The organism is Galbibacter orientalis DSM 19592 (assembly GCF_000260115.1).
Classification (GTDB): Bacteria; Bacteroidota; Bacteroidia; order Flavobacteriales; family Flavobacteriaceae; genus Galbibacter; species Galbibacter orientalis.
On the sequence record NZ_JH651379.1, the window covers coordinates 2519788 to 2540023 of the forward strand.

Sequence of the window (20236 nt, forward strand, 5' to 3'; positions counted from 1 at the left end):
TTTGTATGATTTTACTCCTCTTCAATAAGTTTATATTCTGAAAGCGACTTCGGAAATTTCTCTGGATTTGCTGCTAAATGATACCTCGGATCGTTTACAGCAACCACTATTACCTCTCTAAATTTAGGAGACGATTTATACAAGAGTGCTTTACAATCTTCACTTAAATGCTTCAGTTTTATTGTCTTTCCTGCTGCTTCATATTTTTCAACAATATTATAAATTGCCTCAATAGCAGAATGGTCGCTTACTCTAGATTCTACAAAATCAATTTCGATGTTATCAGGATCGCCTTTAACATCAAATTTTTCATTAAAAGCAGCAATTGATCCGAAGAATAAAGGTCCCCAGATTTCATATACTTTAGTTCCGTCATCTTTAAAACGCTTACGAGCTCTAATTTTCTTGGCATTTTCCCAAGCAAATACTAAAGCAGAGATAATTACACCTACAAATACTGCAATTGCCAAATCGTAAATAACAGTAACAGCAGACACTATTACTAAAACAATAGCATCAGATTTTGGTATTTTTCTAATAATTCTAAAGCTAGACCATGCAAAAGTTTCAATTACCATCATAATCATTACTCCTACCAAAGCTGCAATTGGCACTTGTTCAATATATTTATCTGTAAACAATATAAAAGTTAATAATGTCAATGCCATCATTACTCCAGACAAGCGTCCTCTTCCTCCAGCATTAATATTAATAACAGTTTGTCCAATCATACCGCAACCTCCAGTTCCACCAAAAAGTCCGCTAAGCATATTACCTGCTCCTTGCGCTATACATTCTCTATTTCCATTCCCTCGTGTCTCGGTTAATTCGTCCACCAAATTCATCGTCATCAGAGACTCTATTAAACCTACACAAGCCGCTAAAAATGCATATGGAAGTATAAAACTAAGCGTATCTAAATTAAACGGAAGATTTTGCCATAATTCCATATTTGGCGTAGGCAATTCTCCTTTTAATCCAGTTCCACCACCTTCTATAATATAAGAACCTACTGTACTTACATCCATTCCACTAACCACCACAATAGCAGTTGTTATTAAAATAGCCGTTAAAGATGCTGGTATTTTTTTTGTAATTCTAGGTAACAACCAAATAACTCCCATGGTGAGTAAAACAAGCCCAATCATAGTATACAATTCAGTTCCTTCCATTGGAATATTGATGTATTTTTTAACGCCTTCTGCTGTTACTTCAAGCTTTTTATGCGTAAACATTTTTACCTGTGCTATAAAAATAACAATAGCCAAGCCGTTTACAAACCCCATCATTACAGGGTGAGGAATTAATCGTACAAACCTTCCTAGCTTAAAAATTCCTGCAACAACTTGAAAAACTCCCATCATAACCACGGCAGCTAGCAAGTAGTAGTACCCCATATTTTCAACGGGTACATCAAACATCATCCCTTTTGTATGTCCTTCAGAAATCATAGTAACAAAAATAACTGCTACCGCTCCTGCAGCTCCAGAAATCAATCCTGGTCTTCCTCCAAAAATAGCTGTAATTAGTCCGATTATAAAAGCCCCCGAAAGTGCTACCAATGGATCTATTTGCGCAACAAAAGCAAATGCTACAACTTCTGGAATCATGGCTAAAGAAACCGTGATTCCCGCTAAAACATCGTCCTTTGCATTTGGAACTATCTTTCTAATAAACTCAGTCATAATACTATATTCTTCTTAGTAGGGTTAAAAAAGTCACTTCTCTATTTATGAGGATGTTAACTTTTAAAGAGTGCAAAACTACTCCAAATTTTCAGTTAGACAAATAGATCACACTACTATATTGTTATAGAATTCATATTTTTGTTTCACCTAATTCGTAAAAAAAGCCTCATGAAAAAAATATCGGTCATTTTAATTATTCTAATCTCTTTTATAAAACTACAAGCCCAAAAAACCGATTTTACTACAGAGTTTGAAAAATCCAGAGGAAAAGCTACAGCTACTTATAACGAAACTATTTCCTATTTTACAGATTTAGCAAAAACATATCCTTCAATTAAAATAATAGAAGAAGGACTTACAGATAGCGGAAAGAATTTACATCTAGTCCTTTTAAATCCTGATGAAAACTTTAATATAAAAGACATTAGAAAAAATAAAAGAATTCTTTTTATAAATAATGGAATTCATCCAGGTGAACCAGATGGAATTGATGCTACCATGATGCTTTACAGAGATATTGCTCAAGGCAAAATTAGTATCCCTAAGCATACCGTATTGGCTACAATTCCAATTTACAATATTGGAGGATCTTTAAATAGAAATAGCACTTCTAGAACTAATCAAAATGGCCCTTTAGCATACGGATTTAGAGGAAATGCAAGAAACTACGACCTCAACAGAGATTTTATAAAAAACGATACTAAAAATGCCCAAGCATTTGCCAAAATATATCACTACTTACAACCCGATGTTTTTATTGACAACCATGTAAGTAACGGTGCCGATTATCAATATATTTTAACTCATCTTTTTACGCAACACAACAAACTAGGAGGAGAAGCCGGTACATACCTACATGAGCAACTTATGCCAGAAATGATTGCTTCTCTTAAAGAAAAGGATTACGACATTACTCCTTATGTAAATGTTTTTAATGAAGTTCCTGAAAAAGGATTTTCACAATTTCACGATGCTCCTCGGTATTCTACGGGCTACACTACCCTATGGAATACACTTGGAATGATGGTAGAAACGCATATGCTAAAAGACTATAAAAAAAGAGTTTACGGAACTTATGAATTGATGCGGAGCATGATTGAAGTTATCGAAAAAGATTATAAAAAAATTAAAGCAGTAAGAGAAGCTACCAGCAATTCTTTTTTAAATGCTGAAAGTTATGCGGTTAATTGGGAGGTAGATAAAAGCAAACACTCTACCCTAAATTTTAAAGGCTTTGAAGGCGAACGCATTCCAAGTGAAGTAACAGGATTAGAACGTTTAAAATATAACCGAAATAAGCCTTTTACAAAAGAAGTTACTTATTATGATACGTTTAAAGCAACAAAAACTGTTCAGATTCCTGAAGCATATTTAGTTCCAAAAGCATGGACCAAAGTGGTTGATTTATTAAAATTAAACAACGTTGTTTTAGATGAAATAAAAGATACTAAAGAATGGAATGTAGAAGTTTATCATATAGCAGATTTTTCTACAGTTGAGAGCCCGTATGAAGGTCATTACCTACACAAAAACACCTCTGTTACAAGAGAAAAAGAAACGCAACTTATTAACGCAGAAGATTATTATTTAATTAGAACTCGTCAGAAAAGTATCCGTTATATTTTAGAGACCTTGGAGCCAGAAGCAGTAGATTCTTTTTTTAACTGGAATTTCTTTGATACTATTCTTCAGCAAAAAGAAGGTTTTTCGCCTTATGTTTGGGAAGACAAAGCACTAGAGTTTTTAAACAACAATCCAACTGTAAAAAAGGAATTTGAAGCTAAAAAAGTAGCCAACAAAGACTTTGCAAACAGTTGGTATGCGCAATTAGATTGGATCCATAAAAAATCTCCTAATTACGAAAAAGCACATTTAAGATATCCTATCTATCGAGTATTTGAAAATTAGATGTTGTTTCAAATATAATTCTGTATAAGTTTTTAAGGGGTTTCTGACTAAAACAATGTTTTTATATTTTCATAAGAATTTTCCATCAATTTAGGAATGTCGGATGCTGGTCGCCATTCGGCTAACTCAATATTTTCGTTACATTGTGGCACTAAAGTACCCTTGTACTTACTCGTCATTAAAAACCAATGCGTTTCTTTTAATTTATAAGTACCATTTCTTTTAAAAATATGGTATGTTTTTTTAAGAAGAGAATCTATTTTTAGCTTCTTTACACCCGTTTCTTCTTCAACTTCACGTATAGCAGCATCTTCTATAGTTTCCCCTTTATCCACTTTTCCTTTGGGCAAATCCCATTTACTATTTCTAAAAATAAATAAAATTTCATCTTCTTTATTTTTAACTAATCCCCCCGCTGCAATGACCAACGGTATTTTTTTTAGGAATTTTTTCATCAGAACCTTCTCATCCTCATAATATATATGGGCGCATTTTATTTTACCTTTATTTAGTTGATGGATTACATCAACAATATCAACAGTTTCCATTAGAAACAATTTGAAATCTGTTTCTTTTTCAATCTTATTGGTTAAAATAATGCGATGTTCATTTACAAAAACTTCATACATTTGCAACATGGTTTTAGATAAAGATACCGCTAAAAAAACAGCAGAACTTTTATTGCAAATTAATGCAATAAAGTTGAATCCGAAAAATCCTTTTACATGGGCTTCCGGATGGAAATCACCAATTTATTGTGATAATAGAATAGTACTATCCTTTCCTCCTATCAGAAATTACGTTAGAGAGCATATGGCAAAGCAACTCGAAGAGCTTTATGGAAAACCCGATGTTATAGCCGGGGTTGCCACTGGAGCTATTGGAATTGGAATGCTTGTTGCCGAGGTACTTAGTCTTCCATTTGTATATGTTAGACCAGAGCCTAAAAAACACGGACGAGGAAACCAAATTGAAGGTTTTTTAGATCGTGGACAGAGCGTTGTTGTGGTAGAAGACTTAATTAGTACTGGAAAAAGTAGCTTAAACGCTGTTAAAGCTTTAAAAGAAGAAGGCGCTAATGTAAAAGGAATGATTGCTATATTTTCCTACGGCTTTGATGTTGCTGATGAGAATTTTAAAGAAAATAATGTTTCTTTATATACATTAAGTAACTACGAGCATTTATTACAACAAGCAGTAGATACCAACTACATCAACGAAAAAGAACTAAAGACGCTACAGGATTGGAGAAAAGATCCTGGAAATTGGAAATAATAATAGCACCATGAAGTTAGAAACAGAAAAAAAGACCGTAAATAAATCTGCTGAAGAATTATATAATTTTTTAGGTGATGTAAAAAACTTTGAAAAACTAATGCCAGAAAACATTAGTAAATTTGAAGTTTTAGAAGACGATAAGTTTCTTTTTGCATTAAAAGGAATGCCAGAAATCGTTCTAAAAATGAAAGAAAAGCAACCGCATAATAAAATTGTATTAGGAGCTGCAAGCGAGAAACTTCCGTTTACACTAACTGCGGATATTGAGAGTTTAGCTGCTGATAAAAGCGAAGCAAAACTAACTTTTGAAGGAGAGTTCAATGCAATGATGGGAATGATGATAAAAGGCCCTATTACAAGCTTTATAAATACCTTAACAGATAATATGGGTAAAGTTTCTTAACAAACAATACCTTATACATTACATTACAAAAAAAGGGTTAGACGCTGTCTAACCCTTTTTTTGGTAGTAAGACACTATCCAAAATTTTGTGTAAACGCTTAAAGTGGGTTTAGCTCAAATTTAGAGTTGAACCCTATTTTCAAATATAGTTAAAAATTGATTTAAAATTAGTCCCCAATTATGGATAGGTTGCGTCCATTTTTTGGTGATTTGCATCAGCGATAAATAGACCGATTTTTTAAGAGCATCATCTGTTGGGAACGCCATTTTGTTTTTGGTGTATTTTCTGATTTTTCCATTTAAATTTTCAATAAGGTTTGTGGTATAAATGATTTTTCTAATCTCTAAAGGAAAGTCAAAAAATACGGTAAGTTCCTCCCAGTTACGTTGCCAAGATTGTACGGCATAAGGATATTTGTCATTCCATTTTTGGGCAAATCGTTCCAGCTCTTGTGCTGCCATTTCTTTGTTGGGTGCGTTGTAAATAAGCTTCATATCGGCAGTAAATGCTTTTTTGTCTTTCCAAACCACATAACGGGCCGAGTTGCGTATTTGATGCACGACACATATTTGTGTGCCTGCTGTAGGGAATACGTTTTTAATAGACTGGGTAAAGCCATTAAGGTTATCGGTAACGGTAACCAAAATATCTTCTACACCACGAGCTTTTAAATCGGTAAGCACACCTTGCCAAAAAGCTGCTGATTCATTGTGACCCAACCACATTCCTAAAAGCTCTTTGTAGCCTTCTCTATTAAGCCCTACTGCCAAGTAAATGGTTTTATTAATCACTTTGCCCGATTGGCGCACTTTAAATACAATACCGTCCATCCAAACAACACAATATACAGCTTCCAATGGTCTGTTTTGCCAATCTAAAACACGCTGGTTGACTTTGTCCGTGATAATGGATATAGCTGATGTAGAGAGCTTGTAACCGTAGATTTGTTGTAGCTCTTCTTCTATATCGGAAACACTCATCCCTTTTGCGTAAAGCGATATAATGATGTTTTCTATAGGAGTAGCTGTGCTTTGGTTCTTGGGTACTACAATGGGCTCAAAACTACCTTCTCGATCCCTAGGAACCTGTATCTGACTTTTTCCAAATTCAGTCTTTACGTGTTTGGAACTACTACCGTTACGAGCGTTACTGTGCAAACTTTGCTCATGCTTAGAATAACCTAAATGATTATCCATCTCACCTTGAAGCATCGCTTCTAAAGCTGCTGAATGTAGCTCTTTAAGCATAGTGCTTAACTCTTCTTGTGTGGTAATGCCTTCTAAAAGACCGCTTTTTAAAAATTGTTGTTTCTCTTCTGGTGTCATAATAACTGTGTTTTATAAAATTATACAAAAATTTAAGGTGGGTTTTAAAACCCACCTTAAATCTTACTTTACACAGTTTTTTGGATACTACCGGTAGTAAATTATATCATCAATGAAAAACTAATCCAAATATTTCACCTCTATTTTATCATTCTTCATTCGGACTTTAAGCCATTCTGTCAACTTTTTAGAAGCTTCTATTTTCTTTTCAGACGACATTCCTTTTTCCCATTTTATAATAAACATCGGGATGGTGTCAATCTTTTTAAAATCGGTTTTGATTTCATTACCAAAACCTAGCTCTAAAATATTACTGTAGTTTATCTTAATTTCTTTACTTATTTCCTGAAACGGCACTTCGTTATAGGCAAATCTACTTAAACGGTCTATTTCCTTTTCAAGTACTTTTATCTGCTCATCTTTTGTAACAATTTCTTGTTTTTTAGCTTCGTATAGTTCATTTACATATTGAAACTTATCAAATTGTTTGTTTTCACCCCCCATAATAACAAGTTCAGCATTTTGTAATTTTGAGTATGATTTCATTTTTTCACGCCAAGTTTCTTGAATATTTTTAGGAATTGCAGCATCTCCCATAAAAACCAATTCTATTTTGGATCCTTTTCCTTTATTATATTCTATTACAGAGTACTTATCCAATAAAAACCCTCCATCATCAAACTTATATGGCTTTACATCGTCATTAATAAACTTGGTAGCCTGATTTTTAAAATTAGACTCTTGCAACACATCATAAAAAGTTTTCCCAGCAGGAATCATTACCAAAATGGCAAAAATGGAAGCTATTTGAGCAATGCGTTTACGTTTTTTAGAATTTACATATTTCACCATTGGGAAACGCAGTACCTTTAATACAATAAATGTTGCCAAAGCAATAAAAATGGTATTAATTAGAAAGAGATACATGGCTCCCATTGCATAATCTACATTCCCTTTTGCCAAACCAAAACCTACGGTACATAATGGAGGCATTAAGGCTGTAGCAATTGCAACACCAAAAATAACACTGGCAATAGTTCCCTTTTTTGCTCTTGCAATAACCAAAGCAGTACCCCCAAAAAATGCAATAAGCACATCTCGAATATCTGGTGCTGTTCTGGCTAAAAGCTCAGAAGACTCATCTCGTAAAGGAAACAATTTAAAGAATAAAAAAGCAGTTAGAATACTTAAAATTACCATTACGGCAAAGTTCTTAAGAGATCTTCTCAAGGTATCAATGTCATTAATAGCTAAAGACATTCCAATACCTAAAATAGGTCCCATAAGAGGAGAAATTAACATGGCTCCAATAACCACTGCTGTTGAATTAGCATTTAACCCAATAGATGCAATAAATATTGAGCAAATTAAAATCCAAGAAGTATGCCCTTTAAACGGAATATCGTTTACTATACTTTCTTTAGTAGCCTCTTGATCGGTATTATTTCTAATATCCAATAGCTCAGAGAAAAATAATTTTAAACTCCCCAAGAAACCAGAGAAATCTCTCTTCACCTTTTCTTGGCTACTATTATCGGTAGGCGTAATATTATCTTGCCCTAATCCGTTTTTCTTTTCTTCTTCCATGTTTCACTATGAATCAGTAAATTTAGTATTCAACCTTTTTAGGAGATTTTTTATCTCTTGCTCTTTTTTCTTAGGGTAAATTAGTAGCTTATCCTTTTCATCTATAATTATATAATTTTTCAAGTCGCCAATAACTACTGTTTTATTTTTTGAAGTATGAATTATATTTCCTTTACTATTTTCCAAAAGTGTTTTAGCATTTACAATAGCATTTTTATTATCGTCTTTTGGTAATTCATTATACAAAGCTCCCCATGTTCCTAAATCATTCCAATCAAAAGAAGCTGGTAGCACATATATATTTTTTGAAGGCTCCATAATAGCATAATCAATAGAAATATTTTCAGCCTCAGGATATGCTTTCGCTATAAAATCTTTTTCTTTTTCAGTATTAATATCATCAAAACCTGTTAAAAACTGGTTCAACATTGGAGCTTGATATTTTTCAAAAGCATTTAAAACACTTTGTACATTCCAAACAAATATTCCTGCATTCCATAAAAAATTCCCTTGTTTTATAAACTTTTTCGCTGTTTTATAATCGGGTTTCTCACAAAAACGTTCCACTCTTTTTACAACTTCAGAAGCATTTTTTTTATGCTCAATATAACCATATCCTGTATTCGGAAAAGTAGGTTTTATCCCCAAAGTCATTAAAACATCCTCATTTTCACAAGTCTCAAAACATAATTTAATATCGTTTACAAAACTATCTTCTTGCTCAATCCAATGGTCGCTTGGAGCAACCACTAGCATAGCATCTGGATTTTTCTTTTTTATTTTTAGGGAGGCATACAATATACAAGGAGCTGTATTTCTCATAGCTGGTTCTAGAATAACCTGTTCACTTTGAACAGTTGGCAATTGTTTCATTACCAAATCTCCATACTCTTCATTTGTTAAAATATAAATATTCTCTGCTGGAATAATTTTATTTAATCTACTGAAGGTTTTTTGAATAAGCGTCTCCCCCGTCCCCAGAATATCATGAAATTGTTTTGGCAGTGCGGCTGTACTAACGGGCCAAAAACGAGACCCGATACCTCCTGCCATCAATATTGCATAGTAATTTTTATTCATCAATCATTAATTAGTTCAACCTCGGCATTGGGTTGAAAAAGGTATACTCTTCCCGTATTAACTTCAACACACTCGTATCTTTTTACGCGTTTATTTCCTCTCTTAAAAACCTTTCCGTTGTGTATTCGAAAAACACTTCCTATTGGGAGTTCAAAGATATAATTTTTATTGTTTTGAGGATCAAATTCTTTCAGCGCTACAGAAAGATACGCATCGGTATCACTACTCGCTTTAGGGTTTTTAAAATGTCGGGCTAGCACAGGTAATAACGAACTAGGAAAAACTTCTGGTCTAATAAAGGGAAGCATCAATTGTTGAAACGTATATTTCCATTCCTGTCCGTGCGGCTTTATAAGTCGCCCATATTTTGTAAAAGCAACTAAATGAGCTATCTCATGCACTAGCGTAATTAGAAATCTATATTTATTTAAATTTGCATTTACAGTAATTTGGTGACTCCCATCTGGTAGTTTCCTGTAATCTCCATGTCTAGTAACGCGTTCATTTACAATTTTTAAATGTACATGATTGAGCTTTATCATCTCCAAACAAGGCGTTACCGCCATTTCTGGAATGTATTTAGATAGAATCTCACGCATTTATTTCCTTTTTACGGGGTGCTATTGCTAACCTGCAATAGTTTCCCATTATAAAATTTATTAGCATTTAAAGAAAATTCTGCAATATATGCTGCCATTTCTTCTGGAGTAGTTGGAGCTTTATAACCTGGAAAGGCTTCTTCTAACATCTCTGTTTGTACCGCTCCTAAAGCCAATACATTAAAAGAAGGGCCTGTTTCTTTATACTCTTCAGCCAATAATTCCGTCAAAGTAATTACAGCTGCTTTTGAAGAACTATATGCAGACAAGCCAGGGAATTTCATACTTCCTTGTACTCCTCCCATACTACTTATTGTAACAACATGACCGTTTTTTGGCATATGTGGCAGCACAAGTTGTGTTAGGGCAAATACTCCTATAACATTTACACGGTACACATCTTCCACCTCTTTCATCGAAATTTCAGCAAATGGCTTGTTTACAATACTCCCCGCATTATTTATAAGCACATCTACTTGTTTCCAATTTTCTTCAATAAAAGTTGTTACTTTTTTTAGTTGAATTTCTTCTGAAATATCACAGTCAAATGCTGTTACATTTGAAATATTAAGATTATTTACAGGCTTACAATTTCTGGAAAGCGCCAATACATTATGCCCTTGTTTTGATAACAATTGTACTAATTCAAATCCTATTCCTCTACTTGTTCCTGTAACAATAATATTTTTAGCCATTACGGTTAATTTATAGCGTATTCATTTTAATTTCCTTTGTTGGCGCGTTAGATATCTTTTCCAACACAGGAATCATTTCATTTATTACTTTTGCCATATGCTCAAAATCCATTTCACTAATCTCATCATCTACATGATGGTAATATGGATAGTTTTCAAAATCAAAGGTGCAAATAGTTTGTGCTGGCACTTTAAACGCTTCATAAAAAGGGTAATTATCGGATCTTTTAAAAAGGTTGTATTCTCCTGCTTTTGGTAAAAATCCAACTATATTTTTTCCTGCATAGGCATTCATCTTTTCAGCCATATTACTTTCCTTATATCCTGTAAGATAAGTTAACTCTTCACGCTGCATAGGCACGCCAATCATTTCAAAATTAATCATTGTATACAGATTAAAATCTTGGCTTTTTAATTTTTCAGCAAGATGCTCAGATCCTAAAAGTCCTTTTTCTTCAGCAGAAAACAAAACAAACAACAAGCTTCTTTTATTAGTTTTATGAGTTCCGAAATACTTAGCAAACTCAATTACTGCACTGGTTCCAGAAGCGTTATCATTAGCTCCATTGGCAATTTCATCTCCTTCTACAGCTTTTGCTGTTCCAATATGGTCGTAATGTGCTCCAATAACAACAAACTCATTTTTTAATTGTGGGTCGTTTCCTTCAACCATTCCTACAACATTATAGGTTGGTTTATCAAAATTTGTTAAGGTATCATGATAGGTTTCAAAATAAGGTTTCACCCCATTTTTCTTAAAAATATTTTCAATGTAGGAAGAGGCTGTGTTTATTCCTTCTGTTCCCGCTTCTCTACCGTTTAATTTATCTGAAGCTAGAAAAGACAAGTTTTTTTCTACTGAAGAAGCACTAGCTACTTTTTCTACAGAAACTTCTGCTTTTGAAGCTGTTTCTGTTACTGTAGTTGTAGTAGACTTACATGCAATTGCTACTAACGATAAGGCAAATAAATATTTTTTCACGTGTATAAAATTTAGTAATTATTTGATAATGAACAACGCTCTTGAATAGCCAAAAAGGCGTTCAATTAAAACCTATTAAATACCACTTACCAACTCTATTTACTGGTATAAAATGCATCTTTTCCCTTTCTACTTCAAGATAAAAAGACGTAGCAAAGACTCACTATGTTTTATTTTTCTGTTTTGTATAAAGAAAAAAATCATCATTTTATTTTACAGTAAATTCAATCAATAACTGGTATAATTCTTTTCGATACAAAACTCTTTAATAAACTCAGAGCAAGCATCGGAATTAAACCCTCTTAAGGGATTTAAATATACCAAAAATCCCGCATAAAGCGGGATTTCTATGTTTATTCTATAAAATTTATCTATGCTAACATGGTTACAGGGTTTTCTAAATACGCCTGTAATGTTTGTAAGAATTGAGCTCCAGTAGCACCATCAACCGTTCTATGGTCGCAGGCCAAAGTAACCTTCATTGTATGTCCAACTACAATTTCTCCATTTTTAACAACCGGTTTTTCAACAATACTTCCTACAGAAAGAATAGCCGAATTAGGTTGATTAATAATTGAAGTAAATTCTTGGATTCCAAACATTCCTAAGTTAGAAACTGTAAAAGTACTTCCTTCCATTTCGGCAGGAGTAATTTTTTTATTTCTAGCTTTTCCAGCTAAATCTCTAACTTGAGACCCAATTTGCGTTAAACTCATTTGGTCTGTAAATTTTAATACAGGAACCAAAAGTCCGTCTTCCACAGCAACAGCAACACCTATATGTACATGGTGATTGTAAACTGTTACATCATTTTTCCATGTTGTATTTACTTGTGGGTGTTTCTTAAGCGCCATTGCACACGCTTTAACTACCATGTCATTAAAAGATACTTTAATATCTGGCAAAGCATTTATCTGACTACGAGAAGCCATTGCATTACTCATATCTGCCTCGATAGTTAAGTAATAATGTGGCGCTGAAAATTTAGATTCTCCAAGGCGCTTCGCAATAGTTTTACGCATTTGAGAATTTTTCTTCTCTTCCGTACTTTCTTCTCCTGCGGGTACAAATGGCATTGCCGATGGAGCCGATGAAGCTTGTTGAGAAGCAGGCGCAGCTGTTGTTGCGCTTTCTGCTGGTTTCTTATAATTTTCTATATCTTTCTTAACAATTCTACCGTTCTCTCCAGAACCGTTTACATTAGAAAGATCTATTCCTTTATCTTCAGCCATTTTTTTAGCTAAAGGAGAAACAAAAATCCTACCGTTTGAAGTAGAAGTAGCTTTTGGAGCTTCTGCTTTTTCTTCCTTAGGTGCTTCTGTTTTAGAAGAATCTGAAGAAGTTTCTTTTTCTTTTTTAGCTGAAGCAGTTCCGCCTCCTTTTGAAGCATTTAATACTGCATCAACATCTGTACCTTCTGGTCCAATAACAGCTAAAACATCATCAACAGGTGCCGATTGTCCTTCTTCAATTCCAACATAAAGTAGCTTTCCTGAATAAAAAGACTCAAACTCCATTGTAGCTTTATCTGTTTCGATTTCAGCTAAAATATCGCCCTCTTCAACATCATCTCCTACTTTTTTAAGCCATGAAGCAACAGTTCCTTCTTCCATAGTGTCACTTAGACGTGGCATAGTAACCACTTCTACGCCTTCAGGAATTTCTCCTCCACCATTAGAAGTTTCTTCAGAAGATTTTTCTTCGTTAGATGCTTCTTTTTTACTCTCTTCTTTAGCTTCTGCTTTTGAATCTGAAGAATTTCCAGCTCCATTAATTAGTCCTGAAACATCTTCTCCTTCTTCCCCAATGATTGCCAAAAGAGAATCAACAGGTGCACCATCTCCTTCTTGTATTCCAATATGAAGAAGCGTCCCTTCATGAAACGATTCAAACTCCATTGTAGCTTTATCTGTTTCAATTTCAGCTAAAATATCGCCTTCTTCTACTTTATCTCCTACTTTCTTAAGCCATTTTGCAACGACACCCTCTTCCATGGTATCGCTCAAACGTGGCATGTTAATGATTTCTGCCATTATTTTTAAAGTTTATGCTGTAAAAATGGATAATCTTCTTGTTCGTAAACAACGTCGTACATTACATTCTTATCTGGGAAATCTGATTCCTCAGCGAATTTCTCGCACTCTTTTACTAAATCTTTTACTCGTTTGTCAATCTTAGCGATATCTTCATCCTTAGCATATTTCTTATCTAAAAGGATATCTTTAACTTGAGTAATTGGATCTATTTTTTTGTATTCTTCTACTTCGTCTTTAGTTCTATAGTGTTGAGCATCCGACATAGAATGACCACGGTATCTATATGTTTTCATTTCAAGGAAAGTTGGACCTCCTCCAGAACGTGCTCTTTCTACAGCTTCATGAACTGCTTCGGCAACTTTAACAGGATTCATCCCATCTACAGGTCCACATGGCATATCAAAACCAAGACCTAACTTCCAAATTTCTTGTTCTTTAGAAGTTCTAGCTACAGAAGTTCCCATTGCATACCCATTGTTTTCACAAATAAAAACTACAGGTAAATTCCAAAGCATTGCTAAATTAAAGGTTTCGTGTAAAGAACCTTGGCGCACTGCTCCATCTCCCATATAACATAAAGTTACTCCGTCTCTTTTGAAGAATTTATCTGCAAATGCAAGTCCAGCTCCAAGTGGAATTTGCCCCCCTACAATACCATGACCTCCATAAAAGTTGTGCTCTTTTGAAAAAATATGCATCGAACCTCCTAAACCTTGAGAAGTTCCTGTTGCTTTTCCATAAAGCTCTGCCATAACTCTTTTTGGATCTACGCCCATACCTATTGGTTGAACGTGGTTACGATATGCAGTAATTAATTTATCTTTTTTAGGATCGATAGCATGCAAAGTACCTGCTAATACGGCTTCCTGTCCATTATAAAGGTGAAGAAAACCTCTTACCTTTTGTTGTATGTAAACCGCTGCCAGCTTATCTTCAAACTTTCTCCAAAATAGCATGTCTTCATACCATTTCAAGTAAACTTCTTTTGTAACTTTTTTCATCTATATTTTCTTTTTGCCAAAAATTTGCGCATTCAATTTAGAAAAACATTTAACATAAATAGCACCTTACCTAAAAGGTTACGTTTTTCTAAACGCAATACAAAAGTAGCGTTTTCAATAAAAGTGTAAAAATGAAAAAGTGCTTTTATAAAAGATTTTTGTTAAATATTATTCAAAGTAGCTTTTCCGAAGGTAAGTGGTAATAAATCTTTTATAGAATCTGCCTTAACTACTTTCCCTGTTTCCCCCATAAAATAGAGTGCTATGGGTGCTTTTTGATTTTCTTCATATTCAAACATTGATTGCCTACACGCACCACATGGAGGGGTTGGTGTTAACACATTAAATGCATCCGAAGAAGCAGAAATTGCCATCATTTTAATAGAAATGTTAGGATAAAGTGCCCCTGCTTGATAAATAGCAACTCGTTCTGCGCATAAACCAGAAGGAAAAACTGCATTTTCCTGATTATTCCCCACTACAACTTCATCATTTTCTAACACAAGTGCAGCTCCTACTCTAAATTTGGAATAAGGAGCATAGGCATTTTTACGAACATTTACAGCTTTGACCATTAATTCTCTAACTTCAGTAGGAAGTTCATCTAGAGAATCGAAAACAGTAAGAGTTGTTGTTATTTCAAGTTTTTTCATAATGCATTTTTAATCCTTCATAAAGGTTTTAATTCCCCGAGACCACTCATAATATGTGCTAAGTACTCTCGCTCAGATACCTTTTGAGCTAGTTTAAGATAATTCCTTTCCTGAACGCATTAGCAAAATACAATATTTTGATTGAAAACTATTAGTTTTTAGTTTGAGTATCTAAAATGAAAAAAGAAGTTTTCACTATATTTTAAGGCTTCTTTATTTCATATTAATTTTTATTGCTTTTTAATAATTACATGGAACATTAAAATAATCATTCTGCTTTGTATCTAAAAATTTAGACATGAATGTTTCAGTTTTATTCATCTAAACAACGCTATCTAATAATTATAATATTCATCTCCTAAATTAAAGGTAAGAGAAAATCGAAGCGTATTTTCTAATGGGTTTCTTACATTAGAAGTAGAGAATAAATAAGAAAGATCTATAGTTGTTGCTTTAAAAGTGAATCCTGCTCCTAGCGTAAAAAACTTTCTAGCGCCTTTTTCATCATTTTCATGAAAATACCCTGTACGCAAAGCAAAAGCCTCATTATACACATATTCAGCTCCAAAAGCCCAAGTAATCTCTTTTAACTCTTCACTAAACCCATCTGGAGCATCTCCAAAAGAAGTAAACATTCCAGAGAAAAAGCTTTCGTTATAATAATCGTCTTGAGTATCAATCTGACCATCCCCATTAGAATCACTCGGTGTTGGAACTAATAATTTATTAAATTCAGTATTTAATGAAAGTTTATTCATTGGATCAAAAATAAAATCGAATCCTGCTCCAAATTTCAAATTAGTTGGTAAAGGACTTTCTCTACTATCATCTTCATCATATTTCATTTTCGGACCGATATTAGAGATATTAAATCCTCCTTTCCAAACCCCGTTAAAACTATTATATGCTATTTCATGAGAACGATAATAACCTGCTACATCTACTGCAAAAGTACTTGCAGAAGTACCATCGGTTGTTTCATCTTGATATTTTAAATCCGATCTAATAAACCTTCCAGCTACAGCCATAGAAAAAGTTTCACTGAGTTTTAATGAATAGGAAGCATCTAATGCCAATTCATTTGGTCTTACAATTGTTGGAGCAACTCCCATTTGAGCTTCATTCTCGGTAATAAATTCAATATCTCCTAAACCAAAATAACGTATGGTAGCAGCCCATGCACTACGCTCGTTAATACGACTATAAAAAGAAGCATTTAACAAGGCAATATCATTAACAAGCTGACTTAAATAGGGGGTGTAACTAAGCCCTACTCCATATTCTCTTTCTGCAAAAGCATATTTAGCTGGGTTCCATTGTTGGGAAAACACATCTGGCGAAGTAGTTACTCCTAACTCTCCCATTCCACCAGATCTAGCATCTGAAGCAATTGTAAGAAAAGGAACTGCTGTAGTTATTACTCTGGATTCATTTTGAGCTGAGGCATAAGCTGACACTAATAATAGACTCAGAAATAAAAAACTTAATCTCATTTAGTTTAGGTTGAATATTAAAACAAATATAAATCTTTATTGATTTAAGGCAAATATCACATTACAATATGCAATTAACGTATTATTAAGAATAATCTTGTGTTAAACTGACCTTTTTTATAAAATAAAATCTACAAAAATTAATTCCCCGCATATCTATACATTACAATCCCCAAAACCCGCTTATCAACAATATTCTATTTATATGAAATAATAAAATTGTTATTTCATCGTTTTTACAACAACGTAGCGAACTTTGACAACATTATACTCACAATTTTTATGAAAAAAATTGAATTAAAACACTTAATTACTATATTGCACACTTATTTAAGACAACTCAAATCTTAACTATGAAGAAGTATCTTTTTAACCCATATGTATTATGCTTAATAGCGTTTGCGAGTTTTACTAGCTGTAGTAATTCTTCAAAAAACACTTCTAGAGCTACTGGTTGGCAAATCAATTCTAAAGAAGGTGGTTTCCAATACAATACAAATTTTAAAGAGCAGGAAACTGCTCCCGGACTCGTATTTCTAGAAGGAGGAACCTTTACTAGAGGAAAAGTTCAAGATGATGTAATGCACGACTGGAACAACACACCTACTCAACAACATGTTCAGTCGTTTTACATGGACGAAACAGAGGTTACCAACAAGATGTACATGGAGTACCTTGATTACCTTAAAAGCGTTTACCCACCAGACGATCCAGCCTATGCAAACATTTATAAAGGAGCACTTCCTGATACACTTGTATGGAGAAATAGACTTGGATATAATGAAGTAATGACCAACAACTATCTTAGACATCCAGCATATGCTGAATATCCTGTAGTTGGAGTGAATTGGGTACAGGCTGTTCAATTTTCTGAATGGAGAACCGACCGAGTTAACGAATTACTTTTAGAACGTGAAGGGTATCTTGCTAAAAACAGTAAATATGCCGTAACTAACGGAGAAACTCAAGGAACATTTAGCACTGAAACCTACCTAAATAGTCCTGAAAATGTTTATGGCGGACAAATAGACTCCCTTCAAGGAAATGCAAAAAGAGATTCTACAAATGTATTTGCTAAAAGATCTAGTGGGGTAATTATGCCTTCTTATAGACTTCCTACCGAAACAGAATGGGAGTATGCAGCTGCCGCACTTGTAGGAACAAGAGAATACAACAATTATAGAGGTAGAAAAAAATATCCTTGGGAAGGGGAATACACCCGATCAGGAAAAAGAAAAAACCGCGGAGATCAACTTGCTAACTTTAAACAAGGCAAAGGTGACTATGGTGGAATTGCAGGATGGTCCGATGATAGTGCAGATATTACTGCTCAAGTAAAATCGTATCCTCCAAACGACTGGGGATTATATGACATGGCAGGAAATGTTGCGGAATGGGTTGCCGATGTTTATAGACCTATTGTTGATGATGAAGCTAACGACTTTAACTACTACCGTGGGAACGTTTACATGAAAACTTCTATTGGAGAAGACGGTAAAGTTCAAATTGTTGGTAGAGATGGAATTAAATATGATACACTAAGCAACGGTAGAATTGTTGCTCGTGATTTACCTGGGGAAATTGCAATGGTTCCTATCGATCAAAACGATACCTATTTAAGAACTAACTTTGACACCAGTGACAATAGAAATTATAGAGATGGAGATAAAGGTTCTACTAGATATTATGATATGTTTAATGAAGGAGAGGATTTAGAAGATTCTAAAAGAATGTACAATGCTCCTAAAAATAAAATCATAAGAGATTCTTTAGGAAATATTGTAAAGCAAATAGACGACTCTAATACAAGAACTACCCTAATAAACGACGAAGTAAGAGTTTATAAAGGAGGATCTTGGAAAGATAGAGCATACTGGTTAGACCCTGCTCAAAGAAGATATTTACCACAATATATGGCAACAGATTACATTGGTTTCCGTTGTGCAATGTCTAGAGTTGGATCTAAAGCTAAAGAGAAGAAAACACCAAGACATTAATAAAAAAATTTATAAATAATATAGGAAAAAGCTCTGAATTTATCAGAGCTTTTTTTTATACATTTATTCCATGACAACAGAATCACTACATACTTTATTTCTAACTACTACTGGCGCAGTTACAGACACTAGAAAGATTGAAAAAGACACCATGTTTTTTGCTTTAAGAGGAGAAAACTTTAATGGAAATGAATTTGCCGAAGAAGCTATAGAAAAAGGCGCCAAATTTGCTATTGTAGACGACAGAAAGTACAAAACTTCCGATAGAATTATTACGGTTAACAATTGTTTGCTTTCACTACAAGAGCTTGCTAAATTTCATAGAAAATATATAAACCCTACAATTATAGCGCTTACTGGAAGTAATGGTAAAACAACAACTAAAGAATTAATAAATGCTGTTTTATCAAAAAAATACAGAACGGTTGCTACCAAAGGGAATTTAAACAATCATATTGGAGTTCCATTAACACTACTCTCTATGGATAAAACCACTGAAATGGGAATTGTAGAAATGGGCGCCAACCACCTAAAAGAAATCCAAAGATTGTGTGATATTGCTACTCCAAACTATGGTTATATTACAAATTTTGGAAAAGCTCATTTAGAAGGTTTTGGAGGAGTTGAAGGTGTAATTAAAGGGAAAAGTGAGCTTTATGACTTTTTAATCGGACGCTATAAAACAGTTTTTTTTAATGCTGAAGATGAAATTCAAATTGAAAAATTAAAGCATTATGATGCTAAAATAGGTTTTAGTCAAACTCCAAAAAGCGATTATCAAATTACACTTAAAAATGCAGATCCATTTGTTACGCTAGCATTTGAAGATATTACTATTAATTCTAATTTGATAGGCACTTACAACACTACAAACATTGCTGTAGCTATAACAATGGGAAGCTATTTTGAAGTTTCTAATAAAGAAATTAAAGAAGCCATTGAAGCATACAAGCCTTCAAACAATAGGTCTCAAATAATAAATTCCAAAAATTATAAAATTATTCTAGATGCTTACAATGCAAATCCTTCTAGCATGAAAGCTGCATTAGACAATTTTAATCAATTAAAAGACACTACCAAGCTACTTATTCTAGGAGACATGTTTGAATTAGGAAGTGAAGCAGAAAAGGAACATCAAACTATAGCAATGCTTGCTGAAAACTTAGATTTTGATGCTACTATTTTAGTTGGAGAGAATTTCTATAAAACAACAACCAACGCCTTAAAATTTAAATCTTTTGACGAATTAAAAGATTACATTACAAAAGAAATCCCGACTCAAAAAAATATTTTAATAAAAGGATCCAGAGGAATGGCTTTAGAGAGAATTTTAGAGTATTTAAATTCCTAAATCTTTAAATAGACAATTTGTATTTTTCTGAATTAACCAACTACCTCGAGGCAAGCCTACTAGGTATTCAAAGGAAACAATTTAATCCATTTCGACGTAGAACGTCGGGGAATAAAACCCTCAATGAGGGATTTAAAAAAAAGGTCATTTAGAGTTTTA

At 33.7% G+C, this 20236-nt stretch carries 17 protein-coding genes; 5 read left to right on the forward strand and 12 right to left on the reverse strand.

The window, feature by feature from the left end:
- Positions 1 to 11 precede the first annotated feature (11 nt).
- Entirely contained in the window at positions 12 to 1685 is a 1674-nt protein-coding gene (locus JOOMADRAFT_RS11100) for a SulP family inorganic anion transporter (protein WP_008613431.1), read from the reverse strand.
- Positions 1686 to 1856: 171 nt separating this feature from the next.
- On the opposite strand from JOOMADRAFT_RS11100, the gene JOOMADRAFT_RS11105 reads away from it, so the two are divergent.
- On the forward strand, positions 1857 to 3596 hold the full coding sequence (locus JOOMADRAFT_RS11105) for a M14 family metallopeptidase (protein WP_008613432.1): 1740 nt from the start codon (positions 1857 to 1859) through the stop codon (positions 3594 to 3596).
- Between the two features lie 47 nt (positions 3597 to 3643).
- Here JOOMADRAFT_RS11105 and JOOMADRAFT_RS11110 read toward each other — a convergent pair whose 3' ends face one another.
- Positions 3644 to 4225, reverse strand: coding sequence for an NUDIX hydrolase (locus tag JOOMADRAFT_RS11110; RefSeq protein WP_008613433.1), 582 nt, complete (start codon positions 4223 to 4225; stop codon positions 3644 to 3646).
- 7 nt (positions 4226 to 4232) lie between these two features.
- On the opposite strand from JOOMADRAFT_RS11110, the gene pyrE reads away from it, so the two are divergent.
- Positions 4233 to 4871 carry an orotate phosphoribosyltransferase gene (gene pyrE, locus JOOMADRAFT_RS11115; RefSeq protein WP_008613434.1) on the forward strand — a complete coding sequence of 213 codons (639 nt, stop codon included), beginning with the start codon at positions 4233 to 4235 and terminating at the stop codon, positions 4869 to 4871.
- Positions 4872 to 4881: 10 nt separating this feature from the next.
- Positions 4882 to 5277 (forward strand): orotate phosphoribosyltransferase, encoded by a 396-nt coding sequence (locus JOOMADRAFT_RS11120; protein WP_008613436.1) that lies wholly within the window; start codon positions 4882 to 4884, stop codon positions 5275 to 5277.
- Positions 5278 to 5397: 120 nt separating this feature from the next.
- On the opposite strand, the gene JOOMADRAFT_RS11125 is transcribed toward JOOMADRAFT_RS11120, so the two are convergent.
- The 10 genes from JOOMADRAFT_RS11125 to porV form a co-directional block, all read right to left on the reverse strand.
- Entirely contained in the window at positions 5398 to 6603 is a 1206-nt protein-coding gene (locus tag JOOMADRAFT_RS11125; RefSeq protein WP_008613438.1) for an IS256 family transposase, read from the reverse strand.
- A gap of 120 nt (positions 6604 to 6723) precedes the next feature.
- Entirely contained in the window at positions 6724 to 8190 is a 1467-nt protein-coding gene (locus JOOMADRAFT_RS11130; protein ID WP_008613439.1) for a DUF389 domain-containing protein, read from the reverse strand.
- Positions 8191 to 8196: 6 nt separating this feature from the next.
- Positions 8197 to 9270, reverse strand: a complete 1074-nt coding sequence (locus tag JOOMADRAFT_RS11135; RefSeq protein WP_008613442.1) for a mannose-1-phosphate guanylyltransferase — start codon at positions 9268 to 9270, stop codon at positions 8197 to 8199.
- A complete protein-coding gene (locus JOOMADRAFT_RS11140; RefSeq protein WP_008613444.1) occupies positions 9270 to 9869 on the reverse strand; it encodes a SprT-like domain-containing protein in 600 nt (199 codons plus the stop codon). Before JOOMADRAFT_RS11140 ends, JOOMADRAFT_RS11135 begins: the two co-directional genes overlap by 1 nt.
- An 11-nt stretch (positions 9870 to 9880) precedes the next feature.
- Complete coding sequence (locus JOOMADRAFT_RS11145) at positions 9881 to 10564, reverse strand: SDR family NAD(P)-dependent oxidoreductase (protein WP_008613445.1); 684 nt, start codon at positions 10562 to 10564, stop codon at positions 9881 to 9883.
- Between the two features lie 10 nt (positions 10565 to 10574).
- Positions 10575 to 11546 (reverse strand): M28 family metallopeptidase, encoded by a 972-nt coding sequence (locus JOOMADRAFT_RS11150; protein ID WP_008613446.1) that lies wholly within the window; start codon positions 11544 to 11546, stop codon positions 10575 to 10577.
- A gap of 371 nt (positions 11547 to 11917) precedes the next feature.
- The gene (locus tag JOOMADRAFT_RS11155; protein WP_008613447.1) at positions 11918 to 13579 is read right to left on the reverse strand and encodes a pyruvate dehydrogenase complex dihydrolipoamide acetyltransferase; all 1662 of its coding nucleotides are present in this window, start codon (positions 13577 to 13579) and stop codon (positions 11918 to 11920) included.
- Between the two features lie 5 nt (positions 13580 to 13584).
- Positions 13585 to 14583 carry a pyruvate dehydrogenase (acetyl-transferring) E1 component subunit alpha gene (gene pdhA, locus JOOMADRAFT_RS11160; RefSeq protein WP_008613448.1) on the reverse strand — a complete coding sequence of 333 codons (999 nt, stop codon included), beginning with the start codon at positions 14581 to 14583 and terminating at the stop codon, positions 13585 to 13587.
- Positions 14584 to 14744: 161 nt separating this feature from the next.
- A complete protein-coding gene (locus JOOMADRAFT_RS11165) occupies positions 14745 to 15236 on the reverse strand; it encodes a cytidine deaminase (protein WP_008613449.1) in 492 nt (163 codons plus the stop codon).
- Between the two features lie 335 nt (positions 15237 to 15571).
- A complete protein-coding gene (gene porV / locus JOOMADRAFT_RS11170; RefSeq protein ID WP_008613450.1) occupies positions 15572 to 16729 on the reverse strand; it encodes a type IX secretion system outer membrane channel protein PorV in 1158 nt (385 codons plus the stop codon).
- A gap of 353 nt (positions 16730 to 17082) precedes the next feature.
- Here porV and gldJ point away from each other — a divergent pair, with 353 nt between their 5' ends.
- Both gldJ and JOOMADRAFT_RS11180 read left to right on the forward strand, forming a co-directional pair.
- A complete protein-coding gene (gene gldJ, locus JOOMADRAFT_RS11175) occupies positions 17083 to 18726 on the forward strand; it encodes a gliding motility lipoprotein GldJ (protein ID WP_008613451.1) in 1644 nt (547 codons plus the stop codon).
- Positions 18727 to 18796: 70 nt separating this feature from the next.
- Positions 18797 to 20077 (forward strand): UDP-N-acetylmuramoyl-tripeptide--D-alanyl-D-alanine ligase, encoded by a 1281-nt coding sequence (locus tag JOOMADRAFT_RS11180; RefSeq protein WP_008613456.1) that lies wholly within the window; start codon positions 18797 to 18799, stop codon positions 20075 to 20077.
- The last annotated feature ends 159 nt before the right edge of the window (positions 20078 to 20236 follow it).

Coding starts and splice junctions, on each gene's coding strand:
- JOOMADRAFT_RS11100 (WP_008613431.1), bottom strand. CDS start 1,685: ATGACTGAGTTTATTAGAAAGATAGTTCCAAATGCAAAGGACGATGTT.
- JOOMADRAFT_RS11105 (WP_008613432.1), top strand. CDS start 1,857: ATGAAAAAAATATCGGTCATTTTAATTATTCTAATCTCTTTTATAAAA.
- JOOMADRAFT_RS11110 (WP_008613433.1), bottom strand. CDS start 4,225: ATGTATGAAGTTTTTGTAAATGAACATCGCATTATTTTAACCAATAAG.
- pyrE (WP_008613434.1), top strand. CDS start 4,233: ATGGTTTTAGATAAAGATACCGCTAAAAAAACAGCAGAACTTTTATTG.
- JOOMADRAFT_RS11120 (WP_008613436.1), top strand. CDS start 4,882: ATGAAGTTAGAAACAGAAAAAAAGACCGTAAATAAATCTGCTGAAGAA.
- JOOMADRAFT_RS11125 (WP_008613438.1), bottom strand. CDS start 6,603: ATGACACCAGAAGAGAAACAACAATTTTTAAAAAGCGGTCTTTTAGAA.
- JOOMADRAFT_RS11130 (WP_008613439.1), bottom strand. CDS start 8,190: ATGGAAGAAGAAAAGAAAAACGGATTAGGGCAAGATAATATTACGCCT.
- JOOMADRAFT_RS11135 (WP_008613442.1), bottom strand. CDS start 9,270: ATGAATAAAAATTACTATGCAATATTGATGGCAGGAGGTATCGGGTCT.
- JOOMADRAFT_RS11140 (WP_008613444.1), bottom strand. CDS start 9,869: ATGCGTGAGATTCTATCTAAATACATTCCAGAAATGGCGGTAACGCCT.
- JOOMADRAFT_RS11145 (WP_008613445.1), bottom strand. CDS start 10,564: ATGGCTAAAAATATTATTGTTACAGGAACAAGTAGAGGAATAGGATTT.
- JOOMADRAFT_RS11155 (WP_008613447.1), bottom strand. CDS start 13,579: ATGGCAGAAATCATTAACATGCCACGTTTGAGCGATACCATGGAAGAG.
- pdhA (WP_008613448.1), bottom strand. CDS start 14,583: ATGAAAAAAGTTACAAAAGAAGTTTACTTGAAATGGTATGAAGACATG.
- JOOMADRAFT_RS11165 (WP_008613449.1), bottom strand. CDS start 15,236: ATGAAAAAACTTGAAATAACAACAACTCTTACTGTTTTCGATTCTCTA.
- porV (WP_008613450.1), bottom strand. CDS start 16,729: ATGAGATTAAGTTTTTTATTTCTGAGTCTATTATTAGTGTCAGCTTAT.
- gldJ (WP_008613451.1), top strand. CDS start 17,083: ATGAAGAAGTATCTTTTTAACCCATATGTATTATGCTTAATAGCGTTT.
- JOOMADRAFT_RS11180 (WP_008613456.1), top strand. CDS start 18,797: ATGACAACAGAATCACTACATACTTTATTTCTAACTACTACTGGCGCA.